The 22,027-nt window shown below is 68.8% G+C and carries 15 protein-coding genes; 13 read left to right on the top strand and 2 right to left on the bottom strand.

Features of this window, described 5'->3' with window-relative positions; genetic code table 11:
- Nucleotides 1–25 precede the first annotated feature (25 nt).
- The 6 genes from ACVOME_RS13050 (at nucleotide 26) to tsaB (ending at nucleotide 7,980) form a co-directional block, all read left to right on the top strand.
- Complete coding sequence (locus ACVOME_RS13050) at nucleotides 26–1,018, top strand: glycosyltransferase (RefSeq protein ID WP_277381010.1); 993 nt, start codon at nucleotides 26–28, stop codon at nucleotides 1,016–1,018.
- Nucleotides 1,015–1,959 (top strand): glycosyltransferase family 2 protein, encoded by a 945-nt coding sequence (locus tag ACVOME_RS13045; protein WP_262218571.1) that lies wholly within the window; start codon nucleotides 1,015–1,017, stop codon nucleotides 1,957–1,959. The genes ACVOME_RS13050 and ACVOME_RS13045 overlap by 4 nt, the downstream gene beginning before the upstream one ends.
- Before the next feature lie 75 nt (nucleotides 1,960–2,034).
- A complete protein-coding gene (gene mrcB / locus ACVOME_RS13040; protein ID WP_065174782.1) occupies nucleotides 2,035–4,476 on the top strand; it encodes a penicillin-binding protein 1B in 2,442 nt (813 codons plus the stop codon).
- Complete coding sequence (locus tag ACVOME_RS13035; RefSeq protein WP_128989731.1) at nucleotides 4,473–5,012, top strand: hypothetical protein; 540 nt, start codon at nucleotides 4,473–4,475, stop codon at nucleotides 5,010–5,012. The genes mrcB and ACVOME_RS13035 overlap by 4 nt, the downstream gene beginning before the upstream one ends.
- A gap of 202 nt (nucleotides 5,013–5,214) precedes the next feature.
- Nucleotides 5,215–7,257, top strand: coding sequence for a DNA repair helicase YoaA (gene yoaA / locus ACVOME_RS13030; protein WP_481505164.1), 2,043 nt, complete (start codon nucleotides 5,215–5,217; stop codon nucleotides 7,255–7,257).
- Between the two features lie 9 nt (nucleotides 7,258–7,266).
- A complete protein-coding gene (gene tsaB / locus ACVOME_RS13025; protein ID WP_065174785.1) occupies nucleotides 7,267–7,980 on the top strand; it encodes a tRNA (adenosine(37)-N6)-threonylcarbamoyltransferase complex dimerization subunit type 1 TsaB in 714 nt (237 codons plus the stop codon).
- A 150-nt stretch (nucleotides 7,981–8,130) separates the two neighbouring features.
- Here tsaB and ACVOME_RS13020 read toward each other — a convergent pair whose 3' ends face one another.
- The gene (locus ACVOME_RS13020; RefSeq protein ID WP_053518928.1) at nucleotides 8,131–9,015 is read right to left on the bottom strand and encodes an energy transducer TonB; all 885 of its coding nucleotides are present in this window, start codon (nucleotides 9,013–9,015) and stop codon (nucleotides 8,131–8,133) included.
- Nucleotides 9,015–9,962, bottom strand: a complete 948-nt coding sequence (gshB, locus tag ACVOME_RS13015) for a glutathione synthase (protein ID WP_053518927.1) — start codon at nucleotides 9,960–9,962, stop codon at nucleotides 9,015–9,017. Before gshB ends, ACVOME_RS13020 begins: the two co-directional genes overlap by 1 nt.
- A gap of 241 nt (nucleotides 9,963–10,203) precedes the next feature.
- Between gshB and pilG the strand changes: the two genes are divergently transcribed.
- The 7 genes from pilG (at nucleotide 10,204) to ACVOME_RS12980 (ending at nucleotide 21,992) form a co-directional block, all read left to right on the top strand.
- The gene (gene pilG, locus ACVOME_RS13010; RefSeq protein WP_005418455.1) at nucleotides 10,204–10,605 is read left to right on the top strand and encodes a twitching motility response regulator PilG; all 402 of its coding nucleotides are present in this window, start codon (nucleotides 10,204–10,206) and stop codon (nucleotides 10,603–10,605) included.
- An 18-nt stretch (nucleotides 10,606–10,623) separates the two neighbouring features.
- On the top strand, nucleotides 10,624–10,986 hold the full coding sequence (locus ACVOME_RS13005) for a response regulator (RefSeq protein WP_053518925.1): 363 nt from the start codon (nucleotides 10,624–10,626) through the stop codon (nucleotides 10,984–10,986).
- Nucleotides 10,986–11,516, top strand: a complete 531-nt coding sequence (locus tag ACVOME_RS13000) for a chemotaxis protein CheW (protein WP_053518924.1) — start codon at nucleotides 10,986–10,988, stop codon at nucleotides 11,514–11,516. Before ACVOME_RS13005 ends, ACVOME_RS13000 begins: the two co-directional genes overlap by 1 nt.
- A gap of 41 nt (nucleotides 11,517–11,557) precedes the next feature.
- Nucleotides 11,558–13,594 carry a methyl-accepting chemotaxis protein gene (locus tag ACVOME_RS12995; RefSeq protein ID WP_053518921.1) on the top strand — a complete coding sequence of 679 codons (2,037 nt, stop codon included), beginning with the start codon at nucleotides 11,558–11,560 and terminating at the stop codon, nucleotides 13,592–13,594.
- Nucleotides 13,595–13,694: 100 nt separating this feature from the next.
- Nucleotides 13,695–20,228, top strand: a complete 6,534-nt coding sequence (locus tag ACVOME_RS12990; RefSeq protein ID WP_481505163.1) for an Hpt domain-containing protein — start codon at nucleotides 13,695–13,697, stop codon at nucleotides 20,226–20,228.
- Nucleotides 20,215–21,531 (top strand): chemotaxis protein CheB, encoded by a 1,317-nt coding sequence (locus ACVOME_RS12985; RefSeq protein WP_253118626.1) that lies wholly within the window; start codon nucleotides 20,215–20,217, stop codon nucleotides 21,529–21,531. The genes ACVOME_RS12990 and ACVOME_RS12985 overlap by 14 nt, the downstream gene beginning before the upstream one ends.
- Complete coding sequence (locus tag ACVOME_RS12980; protein ID WP_053518915.1) at nucleotides 21,528–21,992, top strand: chemotaxis protein CheW; 465 nt, start codon at nucleotides 21,528–21,530, stop codon at nucleotides 21,990–21,992. The genes ACVOME_RS12985 and ACVOME_RS12980 overlap by 4 nt, the downstream gene beginning before the upstream one ends.
- The last annotated feature ends 35 nt before the right edge of the window (nucleotides 21,993–22,027 follow it).

Below are 22,027 nucleotides of genomic sequence, written 5' to 3'. Positions count from 1 at the left end.
AGCCGCTCCGGCCGCTCCCCAGAACATGTCCAGCGTCGCACCCACCGTCTCCGTTGCCTTGTGTACCTGGCAGGGTGAGCGCCATGTCGCCGCCCAACTGCGCAGCATCGCCGCGCAGAGCGTACTGCCGACACAGGTGGTGGTGGTCGACGATGCTTCTGCCGATGGTACGTGGGCCGTGCTCCTGCACGAGGCTGAAGCGCTGCGTGCGGCCGGCATCGAGGTGGTGCTGCGGCAGCAGGAGCAGAACGTCGGTTACGTGCGCAATTTCGAAACCGCGTTGTCGGCCTGCAGCGGCGACATCGTCTTCCTGTGCGACCAGGACGATGTGTGGCATGCGGACAAGGTCGCCACCTTCCTGCAGGCGTTCGCCGTGCGGCCCACGGTACAACTGCTGCACAGCGATGCACGGCTGGTCGATGCGCAGGGCCGGCCGCTGCCGGCGACCCTGTTCCAGGCGCTGTCGATCAGCCGCCGCGACCTGGACCGGGAACACCGCGGTGAAGGCTTCGAGCTGCTGATGGGCCGCAATCTGGTGACCGGCGCCGTGACCGCGCTGCGGCGTGGCCTGATCACGCAGGCGCTGCCGGTGGCCAAGGGCTGGATCCACGACGAATGGCTGGCGCTGGTGGCGGCGGCAAGCGGTGGCCTGGACAGCATCGAAGCGATCACCACCGACTACCGGCAGCATGGCGACAACCAGGTGGGCGCGCGCCAGCGCGGGCTGCTGGAGCGGGCCGTGGGCAGTGGTTCCGCGCGCCGCACCTACCTCGCGGCGGCGTTGGCCCGCCTGCGCTCGTTGCAGGAGCAGGCGCGGCTGGGCCGGCCGGCACTGGATGCCGCACAGTTGGCGACACTGGACCAGCGCCTGCGCCATGCCGAGGCACGGGCCTGCGCGCCAGCCCGGCTGCCGTCCCGCATGCTGCACATCGCCCGTGAGCTGGGCAGCGGCCGCTATCATCGTTTTTCCAACGGCCTGCGTTCGGCGGCCAGCGACCTCGTGCAGGGAATCCAATGACTTCGCAGATGCCGGCAGCCCGCGCTGCCTTCGACGCGCACCGCGTCTGCGCCGTGATCGTCACCTATGGCCCCGATCCGGAGCTGCTGCGGCGGGTGGTCGACAGCGTGCTGCAGCAGGTCGGGCATCTGGTGGTGTTCGACAACGGCAGCCGTGGCGTGGATGTGCAAGCGCTGCTGGGCGCGGCGCCCGGCATCAGCCTGCTGGCTTCGCCGCACAACGTCGGGCTCGGCAGTGCGCTGAACCGGTCGTATGAGCAGGCGCAGTCATTGGGGTTCGACTACGTGCTGCTGATGGATCAGGACAGTGTGCTGGAGCCAGGCATGGTCGACGTGCTGGGCACCGCGCTGGTCGAGCTGGCGGTCAATGAGCGGATCGCTGCGGTGGGACCGCAGTTCCGCGACGCACGCAGCGGCATGCTGGCCCCGTTCGTCCGCTTCGGCTTCCCCTTCAACCACAAGCTGCGTGGCGGCCCGGGCCAGCGCATCTCCTGCGACTTCCTCATCACGTCCGGATCGCTGGTGCCGATGTCGGCGCTGCGTGACATCGGTGCGATGGACGAAAGCCTGTTCATCGACAACCTGGACATGGACTGGTGCTTCCGCGCCAAACGCAGTGGCCACGCGCTGTACGGAATCTGCGATGCGCAGATGAGCCACAGCATCGGCGAGGAACTGCTGCCGTCGCGGGCGAAGCCGGACGGCGTGATCGTGCACAAGCCGTTCCGCCTGTATTTCATCATGCGCAACCGCGTGCTGCTCTACGGGCGCGCCTATACGCCGCGGGTCTGGATCGCGCAGGACGTGCCACGCCTGCTGCTGAAGCTGGTGGGCAACGGGCTGTTCCTGGCGCCGCGCTGGATTCGGTTGCGGTTCATGTTGAAGGGGCTGTGGGACGGCATCCGCGGCCGGGCCGGTCCGCTGCCGCCGGGCCATCGCTGAACGGACGACCGATCGAACCTGTCTTGGGGAAAGGGCTGGGGTAGACTCCGCTGACGCCCCTGCCATGCTTTTCCCGTGCCCCGACGCTACGATTCCGACGACCACGACGATTTCGACGACGACGACCAGGAGGGCGGCAGCTCGCCCTGGCGACGCAGGCTGATCACCTGGAGCATGGCAGCGGTCGCACTGGGACTGGGTTTCCTGATCCCGTACACCCTGTACCTCAACCAGCAGGTGACCCAGCGTTTCGGAGAGCTGCGCTGGCAGATCCCGACCCGTGTCTACGCCCGCCCGCTGGTGCTGACGCCCGGCAAGGCGATGGATGCGGCGACCCTGAAGACCGAACTGGCCGCGTCCGCCTACCGCGATGACGGCGAAGGCAGGGAGCCGGCCACCTACGCGGTGAAGGGTGGCCGCTTCGTCATTGCCAGCCGTGGCTACGCCGACGTCGATGGCCGGGTGGCCGCACGTCGCGTCGAGCTGTCGCTCGCTGGCGGCACCGTCGCGTCGCTGCGCGATGCCGACAGCCGCAAGGCGCTCAAGGCCGCCCGCCTGGATCCGGCACGCATCGCCACGCTGTACGGCCAGAAGCAGGAAGAGCGTCGCCTGATCCGCATGGACGAGGCGCCGGACCTGCTGGTGACCGGCCTGCAGGCGGTGGAGGACAAGGACTTCAACCGCCATCACGGCATCGACCTGTCGGGCATCGCCCGTGCGGTCTGGGTGACCGTCCGTTCCGGCGGGCAGAGCCGGCAGGGTGCGTCCACGCTGACCCAGCAGCTGGCCCGCAGCGGCCTGCTCGGCATCGGCAAGGAGCAGACCCTCACCCGCAAGTTCAATGAAGTGCTGTACGCGTTGATCATGGAAGCGCGTTACGACAAGCGCACCATTTTCGAGGCGTATCTGAACCAGGTGTACCTGGGCCAGCGCGGCAGCCAGGCGATCCATGGCATGTCCTCCGGCGCCGAATTCTGGTTCGGCCGCGACCTGTCGTCGCTGGAAACCGAGCACATCGCGCTGTTGATCGGCCTGGTCAAGGGCCCGTCCTACTACGACCCGCGACGCAACCCGGAACGCGCGCTGGATCGTCGCAACTTCGTGCTGGGCAAGCTGCGCGAAGCGGCGCTGATCGACGATGCCGAATACCAGCGGGCGCTGAAGGCTCCGCTGGGGGTTCCGAAGACACCGGGCCTGGTCGCCGCCAACCGCTTCCCGGCCTATGTCGATCTGGTCCGTCGCCAGCTCGGCCACGATTATCCCGAGTCCGCACTGCAGGGCGCGGGCCTGAGCGTCATGACCGGCATGTCGCCGTCCGCGCAGGCCTACGCCGAAGGCGCTGTGACCCGTACCATCAAGTCGCTGGAGAGCAAGCGCCGTCCCGAGCTGCAGGCCGGCATGGTGCTGACCGATGTGCATAACGGCGACGTGCTGGCAGTGATCGGCAGCCGCGAGGTCTCCGAGGTCGGCTTCAACCGCGCCATCGAGGCGCAGCGACCGGTCGGCTCGCTGCTCAAGCCGTTCGTGTACCTGCTGGCGCTGGCCCAGCCAGACCGCTACTCGCTGGCGAGCTGGGTTGACGATTCGCCGGTGACCGTCCAGTTGAGCCGTGGCCGCAACTGGAGCCCGGGCAATGCGGACAACCGCAGCCATGGCACCGTGCGGCTGATCGATGCGCTGGCCAATTCCTACAACCAGGCCACGGTGCGGGTCGGCATGCAGGTCGGTCCAGAGCGTGTGACCCAGCTGATCCACGTGCTGGCCGGCATCAAGGCCGAACCGAATCCGGCCGTGATTCTCGGCTCGACCGACCAGAGCCCGTATGCGATGGCGCAGCTGTACCAGTTCCTGGCCTCGGGCGGCGAGATCCAGCCGTTGCACGCGGTGCGTGGCGTGCTTGATCCGCAGGGCAAGCTGCTCAAGCGCTATGACAAGTCGCCTGCGCCGGCACAGGAAGGCGATTCGATCGCGGCCAACCTGATCAGCATCGGCCTGCAGCAGGTGGTTGCCAGCGGCACCGCGCAGCGCCTCAACGCAGACGGCCTGGGCCGCCTGCAGCCGGCCGGCAAGACCGGTACCACCAATGATGGCCGCGACAGCTGGTATGCCGGCTACACCGGCGACCACCTGGCGGTGATCTGGATGGGCAACGACCAGAACGAGCAGGCCGGGCTGTATGGCGCCACCGGTGCGATGCGCGTGTGGTCGGGCATCTTCCAGCGCCTGCCGAGCGCGCCGCTGCGGGTCAGCAACAAGGGGCTGGACTGGCAGCCGATCGCCGCCAGCGGCACCAACAGTACCGATGAGGGCTGTCCGGGCGCGCGGCGCTTCCCGTTCGTGGTCGGCTATGCGCCGGCATATGCGCCCTGCGCGCCGGCGGTTTCGCCCGAAGCCCAGGACGGCGCCGGCAGCGAAGGCGGTGGCTGGCGCAGCTGGTTCGGCCTGGATCGCAAGCCGGAACCGGCGGAAGAACCCGCAGCCGCGCCGGCGGCGACCACTCCTCCTCCGAGTCGATGAATCCGATGACGCTTCGAACTTTCCTGCATCCGCTCACCCTGGCCGGCCTCACTGTGGTGCTGGCCGCCTGTGTCAGCAGCGCGCCGCCGGTGGTCAGGCCGGTCGCCGCTACCACCACGCCGGTGCAGCGCCTGGCTGCGGTCGAAGCGGCGGCGGGACCGGATGACAAGGAACTGTCGGTGCAGCCGCTGCGCGATCCACAGGTTGAGGATCTGCGCCAGACCGCGCTGACGCAGCGCCAGGCCAACGATCTGCCGGCCGCCGCCGCCAGCCTGGACCAGGCGCTGCAGATCGTCGCCGCAGACCCCGCAGTGCTGCAGGAGCGGGCCGAAATCGCCCTGCTGCAGGGCAAGTGGTCGGAGGCGGAGACGTTCGCGCGCAAGGCCATCGATCTGGGGTCGAAGACCGGGCCGCTGTGCCGGCGCCACTGGGCGACGATCGAGCAGTCACGGCTGGCGCGCGGGGAGAAGGAGAACGCGGTGTCGGCGCATGCACAGCTGGAAGGGTGCACGGTACCGGGCATCAAGCGGTACTGAGGTATTCCCCTCCATCGGGCGCGTCACACGCCGCGCGGGCCGCGGGCGAGAACAGAAAGATCAGAAGCCGGTCGCGCGCTCGCGATGGGGTCAGAGCTGTTTTCCGAAAGGAAACGGCTCTGACCCCTTCCAGTTCAGTCGAGCAAGCTCGACGCTACAAACGGGTGCCGGGCAGCGCCCGGCCCGGTATCCTTTCCGTCTGATGTCCGACCTTGTCCACGCCAGCCGCGAAGCACTCAGCGCAGGCGGCGCGCTTGCCTCGCACCTGGATGCCTTCGTCCCGCGTCCGGCACAACTGCGCCTGACCGAGGCCATCGCCGATGCGCTGCAGCAGCGCGACCTGCTGCTGGCCGAGGCCGGCACCGGCACCGGCAAGACCTTCGCCTACCTGGTGCCGGTGCTGCTGTCCGGCCTGCGTACGATCATTTCCACCGGTACCCGTGCGCTGCAGGACCAGCTCTACCATCGCGACCTGCCACGCGTGCGCCAGGCACTGGGGGTCGGCCTGCGCAGCGCGCTGCTGAAGGGGCGTAGCAATTACCTGTGCCGTTACCGCCTGCAGCAGGCGCGTGGCGAGCCACGCTTCTCCAGCCCGGAGCAGGCGGCGCAGTTCCAGCGCATCCTGGCCTGGTCCGGTCGTTCCGAACATGGCGACATCGCGGAACTGGAAGGCCTGGCCGATGACTCACCCTTGCTGCCAATGGTTACCTCCACCGTCGACAACTGCCTGGGCACCGAGTGTCCGTTCTGGGATGACTGCTTCGTGGTGCGTGCGCGGCAACGCGCTCAGGCTGCGGACGTGGTGGTGGTCAACCATCATCTTCTGCTGGCCGATCTTGCGCTGAAGCAGGAGGGCTTCGGAGAGCTGCTGCCGGGCGCACAGGCCTTCGTCATCGATGAGGCGCACCAGTTGCCTGAACTGGCAGCGCAGTTCTTCGGTGAGGGCTTCGGCATGCGACCCTGGCAGGAGCTGGGCCGGGACTGTCTGGCCGAGGCGCGCGGTGTCGGTGGCGCACAGTCAGCGCTGCAGGCGTCGGTCGATCAGCTGCAGGAGGCACTGCGTGCGCTGCGCTCGGCCATGGATGGCCTGCCATCCCGTGGCACGCAGTGGCGCGCACTGGCGATGCCGCAGGTGCGCGATGGCTTTGATGCGGTGATGACCGGTCTGGTGAATCTGGAGCAGGCGCTGCAGCCGCTGCGCGAAGCCGCCGCAGGCCTCGATGCCTGCCACGCACGTGCGCGCGAGGCGGTATCGCGTCTGGGGCGCTGGCTGGGCGATGACGAACCGGCGCTTGATTTCGATGCCGACCCTGCGCAGGCGGCGAGCGCCGATGTGCTCTGGTACGAACTTACCCCGCGCGGATTCCGCTGCCAGCGCACGCCGATGGATGTGTCCGGTCCGCTGCGTGAGCATCGCGAGCGCAGTCGTGCCGCATGGATCTTCACGTCGGCGACGCTGACCGTCGGTGGTGGCTTCGATCACATCGCCCGCCGGCTCGGCCTGGATGATCCGCAGACACTGGTCCAGTCCAGTCCATTCAACTGGCCCGAGCAGGCACTGTGCTACCTGCCCGAAGGCCTGCCCGATCCCGCCGCGCGGGGGTTCGGCACCTCGCTCATCCAGGTCCTGCGGCCGGTGCTGCAGGCCTCGCAGGGCCGTGCATTCCTGCTGTTCGCCTCGCACCGGGCCCTGCGCGAAGCGGCTGAGGCGCTGCGCGATGGGCCGTGGCCGCTGTTCGTGCAGGGCGAGGCGCCACGCGCCACCTTGCTGCAGCAGTTCCGCGATTCCGGCAACGGCGTGCTGCTGGGCTCGGCCAGTTTCCGCGAAGGGGTGGACGTGGTCGGCGAAGCATTGAGCGTCGTGGTGATCGACAAGCTGCCCTTTGCCGCGCCGGACGATCCGGTCTACGAGGCGCGGCTGGAGGCGATCCGCAGCCAGGGGGGCAATCCGTTCCGCGACGAGCAGCTGCCGCAGGCCGTGATCGCGCTGAAGCAGGGCGTTGGCCGGCTGATCCGCAGTGAGAGCGATCGCGGCGTGCTGGTGCTGTGCGACCCGCGGCTGCTCAACCGTGGCTATGGCCGGATCTTCCTCGACTCGCTGCCACCTTTCCGCCGTACCCGCAGTCTGGCCGATGTGCAGTCCTTCTTTGCGCCACAATGGCACCCCGCGACCGATGCTGGAGCGCCGGACGCCCCTGTGGCGGCCACGCACCCCGCCCCGGGTGGCACGTTCCCCCTGTTCTGATCCGACCCGATGAAATTGCTCGCCTTTGAAACCGCCACCGAAGCCTGTTCCGTTGCCCTGCACGTGGACGGGCAGGTCCTGGAACGCTTCGAGATCGCCCCGCGTCGGCATGCCGAGCTGAGCCTGCCGTGGGCCGACGCGCTGCTGGCCGAGGCCGGTATCAGCCGCCGCCAGCTCGATGGCATCGCACTCAGTCGTGGTCCGGGTGCCTTCACCGGGGTGCGCCTGGCGATCGCCCTTGCCCAGGGCATCGCACTGGCGTTGGACCGTCCGCTGCTGCCGGTATCGACCCTGCAGGTGCTGGCGCTGCGTGCGCCGGCAGAAGAAAGGCAGATCCTGTCGGCGATCGATGCACGGATGGGCGAACTCTACGTCGCGCGTTTCGAGCGCGTGGACGGCCTGCCGATGCCGTGCGATGCAGAGCGGGTGTGCGCACCGGCCGCAGTAGCGTTGCCGGACGATCTGTCGGTGTTCGGTGTCGGCACGGGATTCGGTGCGGCCGAGGGCGCGCTGGTCACGCAGCTGGGGGCGGGCCTGCGGGGGTTCGACGCCGCGGCGCTGCCGCGGGCATCGGACGTGCTGGCGTTGGCGGTGCCGGCCTTGGCACGTGGCGAGGGCATCGCGCCGGAGAGGGTGGAACCGGCCTACCTGCGCGACAACGTGGCCTTGACCCTGGTCGAGCAGCAGGCCGCGCGCGAGGCCAAGGCGAAGGCCAACGGCTGAGCCTGCACAGACGTACCTGCGGCGTCCCCGCCGCCCGGCACCGCCCCGCCAGGCGTCACTACACTGACCGCCGCTTTTGCTGTTGACGTTGCTGTTGCCGTTGCCGTTGCCTTCAGCGGGTCCCGGGCCGCAGGCCCGGGCAACACCCCCCTACCGGTCGTCGCGCAGTTCGCCGCCGGGCAGGAACACCCACGTGCGGGTGACCTGCAGGATGTCGATCCCGTCCTCGGTACGCGGCAGCGGCGGGAACGGCTGTGCCAGCGTCACCACCCGCAGCGCGGCCTCATCCAGCAGCGGTGTTCCGCTTGAACGCAGGATGCGGCTGCTTTCCACACTGCCATCGCGACGCACGCCAACGCTGATGACCACCTGGCCGCCGAGACGGCGTTGCCGTGCCTCGTCCGGATAGTTCAGGTTGCCCACCTGCTCGGCGCGGTCGACCCAGGCGCGCAGGTAATTGGCATAGGCATATTCGCGCGTGCTGGCCGAGACGAATTTGCGGTTCGGTCGCTTGGCGTACTGCGCCGAGCGCAGGTGGACCTCGGCCGCCAGCCGCGCCATCTCCGCATCGCGCTGCTCGCGTGCGGTCATCGGTGCGTCCGGCACCGGTTCCAGTGGCGTTGGCTGGGCCTGCGCACGTGCCACCGTGTCCTGGCCATTGCGGCTGCTGACCACGCGGGCCTGCGGCGGTGGCACGGGCGCTGCGGATTGCTGCTGCTGTGGCACCGGGCTGACCCCGGCCTGGGCCTGCGGCACGATCCCGGCCTGGTTGTCGCGCGGACGCTGCGCGCGGTCGTGGTCACCGCCGCCTTCCTGGCTGGCGGCGGCCAGGAAGTCCGCCTGCTTCGGCGTCAGCGCGGTGCGGGTCTGGCTGAAGATCACTTCCAGCGTGGGCACCAGTGGGGCCTCGCCCTTCACGGCGAAACCTACCCCCAGTATCAGCAGGACGTGGACCAGCACCGACAGGGTGAGGGTGGCACCCAGCCGCTGCGCTTCGCGCGGCGGCGGTGGCAGGACGGCGGGTGCGGCGGGCATCAGCGCAGGCCGGCCTCGAGCGCGTCGAACAGCGTGCCGGCGATGTTCAGGCCGTACTGCGCGTCCAGTTCGCGCACGCAGGTGGGGCTGGTGACGTTGACTTCGGTCAGGTAGTCGCCGATCACATCCAGGCCGACGAAGCGCATGCCGCGGCGCTTCATTTCCGGTCCCACCTGCGCAGCGATCCAGCGGTCGCGCTCGCTCAGCGGACGGCCTTCGCCGCGCCCGCCAGCGGCCAGGTTGCCGCGGAACTCGTCGCCCTGCGGAATGCGCGCCAGGCAGTAGTCGACCGGCTCGCCGTCAATCAGCAGGATGCGCTTGTCGCCAGCACTGATGTCCGGGATGAACTTCTGTGCCAGCGCCAGCCTGCGTCCGCCGTCGGTCAACGTTTCCAGAATCACGTTCAGGTTCGGGTCGCCCTGGCCGCTGCGGAAGATCGAGCGCCCTCCCATGCCATCCAGGGGCTTCAGCACGGCCTGCCCATGTTCCAGTGCGAAGGCCTTCAAGGCCTTGGCGTCGCGGCTGACCAGGGTCGGCGGACAGCACTGCGGGAACAGCAGCGCGGCCAGTTTCTCGTTGTAGTCGCGCAGGCCCTGCGGATTGTTGACCACGCAGGCGCCGGCCGCAGCGGCCACGTCCAGCACCTGGGTGTCGTAGACGTATTCGGCATCGACCGGCGGATCCTTGCGCATCAGCACGATCTGGCCGGGACCGAACTCGGTCCGGCTGAACCCGCCCAGCTCGTACCAGCCGGCGGGGTCGTCGCGGACCCGCAGCGGGGCGGTCTGGGCCACCGCCACGCCACCTTCCAGGGCCAGTCCGCCCGGCCGCACGTAGTGCAGGGCATGGCCGCGGCGCTGGGCTTCCAGCAGCATGGCGAAGGTGGTGTCCTTGGCGATCTTGATGTGGGCGATGGGGTCCATCACCACGATGACGTTCAACGGCATGGGCGCACCTGTCAGGCAAGGCGTTGATGGTAGCGGCAACGCCCGCCGTGCGCCTCCCCGCGGCGATGCAACGCTGCGTCCGTCCCCCGGGCCGCGCACCGTATGCGAACCCCGTCACGTTCAGCCCGGTAGCACGGCCCGCGTGATGGGCCGGCCTTGAAGCGGGCGCGGAAAGTGCGATATAGATACGCTTTCGTAGCGGCCCCCGCCTGAGACCGGGCCGTGCGCTTGGGGATAGGCAATGACTGAAAACACGACTGCGGGCGGGGAACTCGCAGGACTCCGGGTGATGGTCATCGATGATTCGAAGACCATCCGCAGGACTGCGGAAACGCTGCTCAAGCGCGAAGGCTGCGAGGTGGTCACCGCCACCGACGGCTTTGAAGCGCTGGCGAAGATTGCCGACCAGCAGCCGCAGATCATCTTCGTCGACATCATGATGCCGCGTCTGGATGGCTATCAGACCTGCGCGCTGATCAAGGGAAACCAGCTGTTCAAGGCGACCCCGGTGATCATGCTGTCGTCCAAGGACGGCCTGTTCGACAAGGCGCGGGGGCGCATCGTCGGGTCGGAGCAGTACCTGACCAAGCCTTTTACGCGCGAAGAACTGCTGGGTGCCATCCGCACATACGTCAACGCCTGACCAGGGGGGAAAGGCACAATGGCTCGTATCGTCCTGATCGAGGATTCACCGACCGACCGCGCGGTGTTCACCCAGTGGCTGCGCCGTGCCGGCCACGAGGTGCTGGAAGCGGACAACGCCGAGGATGGCCTGCAGCTTGTCCGCGACCAGGTGCCGCAGCTGGTGCTGATGGACGTGGTCCTGCCGGGCATGAGCGGTTTCCAGGCCACCCGGGCGATGGCCCGCGACGCCGCGACCCGGCACATCCCGGTCATCATCGTCAGTACCAAGGCGATGGAGACCGACAAGGCGTGGGGGCTGCGCCAGGGTGCGGCCGACTACATCGTCAAGCCGCCGCGCGAGGATGAACTGATCGCGCGGATCAACGAACTGGTGGCCTGATGCGCTCGCCTTTCGACATTCTCGAAGCCTACGAACGGCGCAGCCTGGCCCATGCGGTGCAGCTGCCGGGCCGGCAATTCGTCCAGGACCTGTGGCGAGGCGTCGGCTACCGCGTCGGCCAGCGCCGGCTGGTGTCCGATTTCCGCGAAGTGGTGGAGATCGTGCCGATGCCGCCGGTCACGCCCGTGCCCTGCGCGCAGCCCTGGCTGCTGGGCGTGGGCAACCTGCGCGGCAACCTGTTCCCGGTGGTCGACCTGAAGTACTTCCTGGAAGGCACACGCACCGTGCAGCAGGAAGGGCAGCGCGTGCTGATCATGCGCCAGGCCGGCGGTGACGTCGCACTGACCATCGACGAACTGTTCGGCCAGCGCAGCTTCGAAGCCGACCAGCAGATCGAGGCCGGCAGCCTGGCCGAGGGTCGTTACGGGCACTTCGTCGAGCGCGGTTTCCATGCTGACGGCCAGGACTGGGGCGTGTTCTCGCTCTCGCTGCTGTCGCGCACTCCTGAATTCCGGCAAGCCGCGGCCTGAGGCCGGGCATCGCCCCCTGCACTGAAGATCGAGGTTGAACGATGAGTACTGCTTCGGACGCCACCAAGACCGGCAAGCTTCGGCTGGGCGGCAGCAACCTCTGGCTGGCCCTGCTGCTGGCATCGATGATCCTGTTCGGCGTCAATACCGGCGTGGCGACCTGGCAGGGCAGCCGCCTGGCCGATGCCGGTTCCAAGGCCGCGGACCTGCAGGTGCTGTCGCAGCAGCTGGCCAACCAGGGGCGTGACGCGGTGGGCGGCAATGCCCAGGCATTCACTGCCTTCAAGGCCACCCGCAACGCGATCGAACAGAATGTCTCGACGCTGCAGGGGCGCTACGGCAAGGAACCGGGCGTGTCGCGGGCGATCTCGACGCTGGGTGAAACCTGGGCGCCGCTGGGCAAGCAGGCCGGGCAGCTGGTTGCCAGCGAGCCGGCGGTGCTGGCCCTGGCCGGCAATGCCAACAACTTCACTGGCGCGGTGCCGGGGCTGCAGGCGCAGCTGAACGAGGTGGTGCGCGCGATGTCGGCTTCGGGTGCGCCGGCCGCGCAGGTATACAGCGCGCTGCAGCAGGTCGTGGTGGCCGGCTCGATGGCCCGACGGGTCACCGAAATGCGTGCGGGCGGCTCTTCGGCGGCCGCCGCGGGCGACGCACTGGCGCGTGACATCACCGTGTTCTCGCAGGTGCTCGACGGCCTGCGCAACGGCAACGAGGAACTGGGCATCACCGCAGTGCGTGGCCCGGCCGCCGTGGCCGCGCTGGAGCAGTCGCACACCCAGTGGCAGGCGATGAAGGCCGATGCCGATGCGATCCTGGCCAGCTCGCGCCAGCTGTTCGCCGCGCAGTCGGCGGCCACCGCGCTGGGCCAGGGCTCGGCGCACATGCTGGATGACAGCCGCAAGCTGTTCGAAGCCTTCTCTTCGTTCGGCTCGGTGTCCGATACCCGCCTGTTCCCGAACTTCTGGATCGGTGTAGCGTCCGGTGCGCTGTCGCTGATCGCGATCATCGGTTTCGTCTCCACCAACGTGCGCAGCCGCTCGCGTGAGCAGGAGCTGCGCTACCAGACCCAGGTGGAGTTCAACAGCCGCAACCAGCAGGCGATCATGCGCCTGCTGGACGAAATCTCCTCGCTGGGCGAGGGCGACCTGACCGTCAAGGCGTCGGTGACCGAGGACATGACCGGCGCCATCGCCGACGCGATCAACTACGCCGTCGACGAGCTGCGCCACCTGGTGACGACCATCAACGACACCTCGGCCAAGGTCGCGCTGTCCACCCAGGAAACCCAGGCGACGGCCATGCAGCTGGCAGAAGCAGCCGGCCACCAGGCCAACCAGATCACCTCGGCCTCGGACCGCATCGGCGAAATCGCAGCGAGCATCGAGCAGGTTTCGCGCAACTCGGCCGAATCGGCCGACGTGGCACAGCGCTCGGTGGTGATTGCCGCAGAGGGTGCCGGCGTGGTCCGCGAGACCATCCAGGGCATGGACCAGATCCGCGACCAGATCCAGGAAACCTCCAAGCGCATCAAGCGCCTGGGTGAGTCGTCGCAGGAGATCGGCTCGATCGTGGAACTGATCAACGACATTTCCGAACAGACCAACATCCTGGCATTGAATGCAGCGGTGCAGGCCGCGTCGGCGGGCGAAGCGGGCCGCGGCTTCGCGGTCGTGGCCGACGAAGTGCAGCGCCTGGCAGAGCGCACATCGGGCGCCACGCGCCGTATCGAGAACCTGGTGCAGGCCATCCAGGCCGACACCAACGAGGCCGTCACCTCGATGGAACAGACCACCGCCGAAGTGGTGTCCGGTGCACGTCTGGCCGAAGACGCCGGTACGGCACTGACCGAGATCGAGCGCGTGTCCAATGCACTGAACACCCTCATCAAGAACATCTCCATCGCGGCCCAGCAGCAGTCCGCAGCCGCGTCGGACATCACCCGCACGATGGGCGTGATCCGCCAGATCACCGGCCAGACCTCACAGGGTGCCGGACAGACCGCGGAGTCGATCGGCCACCTCGCGCAGCTGGCTGCCGACCTGCGTCGTTCGGTCGCCGACTTCAAGCTGCCGGCGTGACGCGGGCAGGGCGAAGAGCAAGGAACCCGTCGATGAAGCATTTCCATTCCCCACGCCAGATCCAGCGCGGCCTTCGCGCGGCGGCGACCGGAGCCTGTCAATGAGCACTCTGCGCGATGCGATGAGCCACGCAGCGCTGGGTTGGGTCAAGCCCGAGCTGGACGAGACCCTGCGCCAGGTGCGCAACGAGGTCGAGTACTACGCCGAGGATCCGTCCGATGCCAGCCGCATGCGTATCTGCGCCGGCCACCTGCACCAGGTGCAGGGCACCCTGCGCATGGTCGAACTGTACGCCCCGGCAATGGTGGCCGAGGAGCTGGAGCAGCTCGCGAATGCGATCGGCAGCGGCCAGGCGTCTGATCGTGACGAGGCCTGCGCCACGCTGATGCGCGGCAGCGTGCTGCTGCCCGACTATCTGGAGCGCCTGCAGAACGGCCACCGCGACATTCCGATCGTGCTGCTGCCGCTGCTCAATGACATCCGCGCCGCGCGCGGTGCGGCCGGCATCAACGAGAGCGTCCTGTTCGCGTTCGCTCCCGACAGCGTCACCGCCACCGAAGCCGAGCTCGACCATGCGCGCGGCAGCCTGAGCGGGCGCAACCGCGAACTGCTCGATACGGTCGGCAGCGCGGTGAAGGAAGAGCTGCTGCGCATCAAGGATGCGCTGGACCTGCATCTGCGCACCGGCGGTGCAGCAGAACAGCTGCAGACGCAGGCCGACGAACTGGGGGCCGTGGCCGATACGCTGGGCATGATGGGCCTGGGCGTGGCCCGCGGCGTGGTCGTGCAGCAGCGCGACGCGCTGCGCGGCGTGGTCGAGGGCCGCCAGCAGATCGACGAGAACCTGTTGCTGGACATCGCCGGCGCGCTGCTCTACGTCGATGCGTCGCTGGATGACCAGGTTGCCCATCTGGGTGCGGATGGCAGCGGCGAGGATGACCCTGCCGCCGTGGAAAACCGCCGTACCGTCGAGGTGCTGGCACACGAGGCCATCGCCAATTTCGCTGCGGCCCGCGAGCACTTTGTCGCGTTCATCGAAACCAGCTGGAACCACGCGGAACTGCAGGACGTGCCGCGCCTGCTCGGCGACGTCGCCGGTGCACTGCGGATGCTCGACCTGGGGACTGCCGCCGACTACCTGCGCGGCGTCCAGCAGTACATCGACGCCGAGCTGATCGGTCGCCAGCGTGTGCCCAGCGGGCGCCAGCTGGATACGCTCGCCGACGCCATGGCCAGCCTGGAGTACTACCTCGAAGCCCTGCGTGATCGTCGTCCGGGCCGTGAGGACATTCTGGAGATCACCCGCAGCAGCCTGGAAGCGCTGCGCTACTGGCCGCTGCCGGAGCGCGCCGCGATCGACGAGGCGCCGCAGGGCGTGCAAGCGGTCGAGCGCGAGGCGGTAGACCTGCAGGTGATGCCATTGCAGCCCGGCCACGTCGACATCGATGTGAGCACGGCCGCGCCCGCCGCCGGCAGTGTGGCTGCCGCCCTGCCGGACTTCGTCTTCGATCCGCCGCTGGCACCGCCAGTGACCGACAACGGGCTGATGTTCGGTGGGTTGTCGGTACCGGTCGCGGTACCCGGGACGACGCCCGATGCCGGTAGCTCGCTGGTGTTCGCCGCGTCCAGTGCACCGGCCCCGGCCGTGCCGCAATGGGACCTGGCTGCTGTGGAGGTCGGTGCCGGGTACGCGGATGATGCACATGCGCCGGCCTTGGCCAGCGACGAAACGATCGATCCGGTACCGGCCGAGGTGCCGCAGTGGACGCTGTCCCAGGTGGACGACATGGCGGATGCACCGTCGGTGTCCGGCGACGACACGGTGGCGTTCGCGTCCGCCGGTACACCGGACATTACGTCGGCGCCGGTATTCGATCCGGTGGCCGCCGAGCATGGCGCCGCGGATGTGGCGGCTGATGAAGTCGTATTCCGTTTCGACGCCGATGCACTGGACAACGCCGACGACGTGCTGTCCTTGCATGCGATGGAAACGCTGGTGCTGGAAGACGACGCAGACCTGCATCCGGTGCTGGACAGCGTTGATGCGGAGCCAACGGATCCGGTCACCCTCGCCGCGGACGCGTCGCCTGCCGCAGATGCAGCACCGGCGGTGGCCCTGATCGAGATCGACACCATCGCACCGATCGATTTCAGCGAGGCCGATGCCCGGTTCTTCGCTGAACTGAGTGCCGCCGCGGAGGACTTCAACCCGCGGGCGATGCCATCGGCCGCCGACGCGCCGGTCGCGATCACGCCCGCGTCCGAAGCGGGCTTCGATGCCGGCTTCGACGATGATGCGGAGAACATCGACGAGGACATCCGCGAGGTGTTCCTGGAAGAGTTCGACGACGAGCGTGCCAACCTCGGTACGCTGCTGCCGGCATGGCACGCGCAGCCGGACAATCTGGACCGGCTGCGGCCGATCCGCCGCATCTTCCACACCCTCAAGGGCAGCGGCCGCCTGGTCGGTGCGCGGACGCTGGGCGAGTTCGCGTGGAAGATCGAAGGCATGCTCAACCGCGTGCTTGACGGCAGCCGTCCGGCCACGCCGGCTGTGCTGGCCATGGTTGATCACGCGCACGCCGCCTTGCCACAGCTGAGCGACGCACTGCGTCATGGCCAGCGCATCAGTGTCGATCTGCAGGCGATGCAGGCCATTGCCGATCGCGTGGGTGCCGGCGAAGAGACGTTCTACGTGCCGCTGCCGGCTGCGGCGCCCGCACCGGTGGCGCCGGCGGCGGAAGAGGGCGAGGACGAGATCAGCCGCATTCTCGAAGCGGAAGCGGCGACGACAGCCGACGCCGGGAACGCGACCGCGGTCGAGGGGACTCCGGCCAATATCGACAGCGTGCTGCGCGAGATCCTCGAAGCCGAGGTGGAGGTCCACCAGGCAACCCTGCAGGCGTGGCTGCGCTCGGCGCAGCAGGCACCACAGCCGGTGAGCGATGCGCTGCTGCGCGCCGTGCACACCATGAATGGGGCCTTCGCGATGACCGAGGTGCCGGAGATCACGGCGGTCACGGGCGGCGCCGAATCCTATATCAAGCGGGCCCTGGCCGCCGATGTGGTGCCGGGCGACGAGGGTGTCGCTGCGCTCGACGCGACCGCGCAGGCCATTACCGCGACCATGGAAGCACTGCAGGCGGAGCAGCCGCGCATTGCGCCTCAGCCTGCGCTGGTGCAGCGCCTGCAGGCCCTGGCCGGAGAGCTGCCGGAAGCGCGCTGGCCGCTGGTGGGGCTGGATGACGAAGAGGCGCTCGCGACCGATGGAGAACCTTCGCACAAGGTGGACGGGCAGGCTCCTGCCGATGCGCAGAGCGACATCGGCGCCGGAATCAATGCCGGGATCGACAGTGCACCTGCTGACACCGATGGCGTGGCCACAGCCGATCCGGCGAAGGACGGCCTGGACGTGGCCGAGCTCACGGCCAGTGATGACCTTTCGCGCTACTTCGACGCCGGTTGGCCGTCGCTGGGAGCTACCGGGCAGGAGGCGGCGGCCACGCTGCCACCGGTCGCTGCCGCTGCCGATGAATCCGCAGCGGTCGTGTCGCCGGTGGTCGCCGATGCGCTCCCCGGGCTGGCCGAAGACGCTGCGCTGACAGGCGCGGACGACCTGTCGCCGTACCTGGACGCCAGCGCGCTGCCGGTCGACGACCGTGATGCGGATGAGGCGGCGGACGCCGCCGCGTTCACAGAAACGATCGACCTGAATACGTCATGGGATGACGTGGAAGGGTTCGATGCGAGTGATGACGCTGCTGCACTGCCACTCGACAGCACGCTGTCGAGCCTGCAGGATGACATGGCTGCGCCGGGTTTTGCGGAACCGGTCACATTGGAAGCTGCGCTCGAAGCCGGCCTGCATGTGATCGACGAAGAGCAGACTCCGGCCGACGACGGGCAGTGGTCCGTGCTCGGCCTGCAGGCCAGCGAACTCGCGCCGGGCGAGGCAGAGGCCTTTGCCGAGGATGCGGACGTCGGCGGGGAGACGGCGGTCGGTGAAGGAGAGAGCGCCGACCCGCCGTCCCCGGCGACGGTGAATGCCGGGGAGTCCCTTGCAGAGCCTGCGGTCGATCCGCAGCCGGCAGCCGCGCCGCCGTCGCCGTTCTTCGAGATGGAAGACGCGCCGGGCCAGGGCAGCGGCGCTGCCGGACCGGGCGGTTCCACGCCGGTCGAGGGTTCGGTTGCCGAAGATGACGTGCCGGCACACGAGCCGATCGAGCCGATGCCGGAACCGGAACCGGAACCGGAAGGCAGCGTGGGCGAGGAGCCTGCCGATCTGCTTGACTTCACTGTGTATGACCGCGAGCTGGTCGACATCTTCGTCGAAGAAGGCAAGGACCTGCTTGATCACTGCGATGGCCTGATCAGCGAGCTGCGCGATGCGCCGCAGGACCGCGAAGTGCTCGCCGGCCTGCAGCGTGACCTGCATACGCTGAAGGGCGGCGCACGCATGGCCGGCATCAACGCCATCGGCGACCTCGGCCACAGCATCGAATCGCTGCTGGAGGTGGTCGCGGCGGGGCGCACCGAGATCGAGCGCCGCGACGTGCAGCTGCTCGAGCGCGGTTTCGATCGCCTGCACCAGCTGCTGACTCGTACCGGCGAGCATCGTGTGGTGGAACCGGCGCAGGATCTGGTCGATGCTTTCGAGGCACGTACCGCCACCGATCCGGCAGCGGCTGCCGCCGTCGGCACGGCTGGCCCGGTGGAGACTGAAACCACCGTCGTACCCGCGACCGTTGCCCTGGTCGATGCACCGCTGTCCGCGCCGTTGCCGGTCGAAAGCACGGTCGAGGACGATCCGCTGGCACGTCCCCAGCAGGAGCAGGTGCGCGTCCGCGCAGATCTGCTCGACCGGCTGGTCAATCACGCAGGTGAGGTGGCGATCTACCGGTCGCGCCTGGAGCAGCAGCTCGGTGCCTTCCGCGGCGCGATGGGCGAGCTCGAACGTACCAACGCGCGTCTGCGCGACCAGCTGCGTCGCCTCGACCTGGAGACCGAAGCGCAGATCGTTGCCCGCTACCAGCGTGAGCAGGACCAGGCCGACCAGAAGTTCGATCCGCTGGAACTGGACCGCTTCTCCACCCTGCAGCAGCTCAGCCGTGCGCTGAACGAGTCCGCCGCCGACCTGGGCGGCCTGCAGGGCGTGCTGGACGATCTCTCGCGGCAGTACGATGCCCTGCTGCAGCAGCAGTCGCGCGTAAGTTCGGAACTGCAGGATGGCCTGATGCGTGCACGGATGGTGCCGTTCGACGGCCTGGTGCCGCGTCTGCGCCGCGTGGTGCGCCAGGCCGGCATCGACACCGGCAAGCAGGTCCACCTGACCCTGGAAGGCACCCATGGCGAACTGGACCGCAACGTCCTCGACCGCATGGTCGCGCCACTGGAGCACATGCTGCGCAACTCGGTGGCCCATGGCCTGGAGGCGCCGGAGCAGCGCCGTGCCGCCGGCAAGCCGGAAGAGGGCGAGATTGCCATCCGCCTGCATCGCGAAGGCTCGGAAATCGTGCTGGACGTGGCCGATGACGGCGCCGGTCTGGATCGGGAGGCGATCCGTCGCCGCGCGATCGACCGTGGCCTGCTGGCCGCCGACGCGCAGCCTGCCGATCACGAACTGGACAATCTGATCTTCGCATCGGGCTTCTCCACCGCCGACCAGGTCAGCCAGCTGGCAGGCCGCGGCGTGGGCATGGACGTGGTGCGCAATGAAGTGCGCCAGCTGGGTGGCTCGGTCGATATCCAGTCGGTGCGTGGCCAGGGCGTGCGTTTCACCCTGCGCCTGCCGCAGACGCTGGCCGTCACCCAGGCCGTGTTCGTGCAGATCGGCGAAACCACCTTTGCCGTGCCGGTGGCTTCGGTCAGCGGTATCGGCCGCCTCTCGCGCGAGCGCTTCGAGGCCGCCGACAGCAGCTATCGCTACAGCGGCGAAGACTATCCGCTGTACGACCTGGGCAGCCTGGTCGGCCAGGCACCGGCACGTGCCGAGGGCCAGGCGCAGGTGCCGCTGCTGCTGGTCCGCGCCGGCGACCTGCGAGCTGCCGTGGCGATCGACCAGGTGCTGGGCAACCGCGAAATCGTGGTCAAGCCGGTCGGCCTGCAGATCGCATCGGTGCCGGGCATCTACGGTGCCACCATCACCGGCGATGGCCGTGTGGTGGTGATCCTGGACGTGGCGCCGCTGGTGCGTCGTTACCTGGCCAACCCGACGCCGCCGGTGCTGGTCAATGCGCCGCGTCAGGAACGGCAGGTGCCGCTGGTGATGGTGGTCGACGACTCGCTGACCATGCGCAAGGTCACCGGCCGCATCCTGGAGCGCCACAACTTCGAGGTCAGCGTCGCCCGCGATGGCGTGGAGGCGCTGGAGCGGCTGGAGGAGCGTGTTCCCGACCTGATGCTGCTGGATATCGAGATGCCGCGCATGGACGGCTACGAGCTGGCCACCGCGATGCGCGCCGACCCGCGTTACAGGGACGTTCCGATCGTGATGATCACCTCGCGCAGCGGCGACAAGCACCGGCAGCGCGCTTTCGAGATCGGCGTCCAGCGCTACCTGGGCAAGCCTTATCAGGAGCTGGACCTGATGCGTAACGTGTACGACCTGCTGGGGATCGCCCGTGTCCGAGAGTGAAGCCAACCCGGCCGTCGCCCTGCTGGCCCGGCCTGGCGCGGCGCGTGAGCGCCTGCGCGAAGCACTGGCGCACGCCGACGTGCAGATCGTGCTGGAAGACGACCCGAATGGCCTTGAACCGCAGGCGCTGCATGACGCGCGGCCGCAGTTCGTGGTGATCGCACTGGAAGCGGCGATCGAGGACGCACTGGAACGCCTGGAGCCCGTGCTGTCGGCCCCCGGCCTGACCCTGGTGTTCGACGAAGCCGAGCTGGCCGCGCGCCGGAACGGCTGGGAGGCGCAGCGCTGGGGGCGTCACCTGGCCGCCAAGCTGCATGGACACCAGCAGGTGCTGCCGCCGGGCGCCGAGGACGAACCGGCCCTGCAGCTGGAGCCCGGTCGTCCTGCGCCGCCACCTGCACCGCAGGAGGCAGCGCTGCAGACGCACCTGCAACAGGCACACCGCTGGGCCGACGACGTGCCAGCCGATGGCCTGTACGCACCGCCGGCGCAGCTGCATGAACCGGTCGCGTTCGAACACGCTCTGGCCGCGCTGCAGCCGATCGTGCCCGAACCGCCGGAAGCGCCGGTCGCACGGACAGCCCCCCCCGCGGCACCGTCGGTGACGTTCGATCACACCGCGTGGTCGCTGGTGGACGAGTCGGCCGATGCCGCCACCCCGGCGTACGCCGCAGCGGAGGTCGAGGCGCGCTCATCGTCGTTCGATACCGACCACCTGAGCCTGGTCGACCTGGATGCGGCCGCCCCGCCCGGCGCACGCGCGGGCGCGCTGCTGGTGCTGGCCGGGATCGGTGGCCCTGATGCGTTGCGTCGCCTGCTGGGCGCGCTGCCTTCGGCATTGGCGGTGCCGGTGCTGGTGCACATGCGCCTGGATGGGGGCCGCTACGGCAATCTCGTCAAGCAGATGGCGCGTGTCTCGCCGCTGCCGGTGCAGCTGGCCGAAGCCGGCCAGCGCGCCACGCCCGGGCAGGTGCATGTGCTGGCCGATGACATCGGCGTCCGCGCGGCCAGCGACGGTCTGCATTTCCTGACCGACGCGCAGGGCATCTCGATTGCCGCGTTGCCGGCCCAGTACACCGCACTGGTACTGCTCAGCGGTGCCGATCTGGGCCATGTCGGGCCGGCACTGGACCTGGCTGCCGCGGGCGCGTGGGTGGCCGGGCAGGTGGGGGAGGGATGCTACGACCCGGCCGCCGCCACCGCCGTGGTCGCCGCCGGCATGGCCGCTGGCGAACCGCAGGAACTGGCGCAGATCATCGCCGCGCGCTGGGGCGAGGGTGACCACAACGGAGAAGCTCCATGAGTTACGCCAGCAACGATGAAATCCGTGGTGTCCTGATCCAGGCTGGCAACGAACGCGTGCTGCTGCCCAATGCCACGGTGGCCGAAATGATGTCGCGGGTGCCGGTGCAGCCGGTGGCCGACGCCCCCCGCTGGCTGGTCGGCGAGATCGCCTGGCATGGCTGGCAGGTGCCGCTGGTGTCATTCGCACGGCTTTCGGGGCTGGGGGACGAGGCAGCCGGTGTCCACAACAAGGTGGTGGTACTGAAGGCGCTCAGCGGCGATCAGCAGCGGCCGTATTACGCGTTGCTGACCCAGAACTTCCCGCAGTTGATCTCGGTGCCGCGCGATGGCCTGCTGGCCGATGCGTCGGAGGAGACCCTGCCGCAGATCGTGCACATGCGCGTACTGCTGGGTGAGCAGAGCGCGCTGCTGCCGAATCTGGACGCACTGGAAAGCGCGCTGGCTTCACTGGCGGCCTGAGGCCGCCCCCGGACACAGGCCGCCGGGCATGGCCC

It is taken from the genome of Stenotrophomonas sp. STEN008 (assembly GCF_056760435.1).
Note: the sequence above shows the minus strand (reverse complement) of the source record. Positions and strands in the feature narration are given on the sequence as shown.

What these genes read in the sequence shown, in the direction of transcription:
- ACVOME_RS13050 (WP_277381010.1), top strand. Translation starts at nt 26, where the DNA reads ATGTCCAGCGTCGCACCCACCGTCTCCGTTGCCTTGTGTACCTGGCAG.
- ACVOME_RS13045 (WP_262218571.1), top strand. Translation starts at nt 1,015, where the DNA reads ATGACTTCGCAGATGCCGGCAGCCCGCGCTGCCTTCGACGCGCACCGC.
- ACVOME_RS13035 (WP_128989731.1), top strand. Translation starts at nt 4,473, where the DNA reads ATGAATCCGATGACGCTTCGAACTTTCCTGCATCCGCTCACCCTGGCC.
- yoaA (WP_481505164.1), top strand. Translation starts at nt 5,215, where the DNA reads ATGTCCGACCTTGTCCACGCCAGCCGCGAAGCACTCAGCGCAGGCGGC.
- tsaB (WP_065174785.1), top strand. Translation starts at nt 7,267, where the DNA reads ATGAAATTGCTCGCCTTTGAAACCGCCACCGAAGCCTGTTCCGTTGCC.
- ACVOME_RS13020 (WP_053518928.1), bottom strand. Translation starts at nt 9,015, where the DNA reads ATGCCCGCCGCACCCGCCGTCCTGCCACCGCCGCCGCGCGAAGCGCAG.
- gshB (WP_053518927.1), bottom strand. Translation starts at nt 9,962, where the DNA reads ATGCCGTTGAACGTCATCGTGGTGATGGACCCCATCGCCCACATCAAG.
- pilG (WP_005418455.1), top strand. Translation starts at nt 10,204, where the DNA reads ATGACTGAAAACACGACTGCGGGCGGGGAACTCGCAGGACTCCGGGTG.
- ACVOME_RS13005 (WP_053518925.1), top strand. Translation starts at nt 10,624, where the DNA reads ATGGCTCGTATCGTCCTGATCGAGGATTCACCGACCGACCGCGCGGTG.
- ACVOME_RS13000 (WP_053518924.1), top strand. Translation starts at nt 10,986, where the DNA reads ATGCGCTCGCCTTTCGACATTCTCGAAGCCTACGAACGGCGCAGCCTG.
- ACVOME_RS12995 (WP_053518921.1), top strand. Translation starts at nt 11,558, where the DNA reads ATGAGTACTGCTTCGGACGCCACCAAGACCGGCAAGCTTCGGCTGGGC.
- ACVOME_RS12990 (WP_481505163.1), top strand. Translation starts at nt 13,695, where the DNA reads ATGAGCACTCTGCGCGATGCGATGAGCCACGCAGCGCTGGGTTGGGTC.
- ACVOME_RS12980 (WP_053518915.1), top strand. Translation starts at nt 21,528, where the DNA reads ATGAGTTACGCCAGCAACGATGAAATCCGTGGTGTCCTGATCCAGGCT.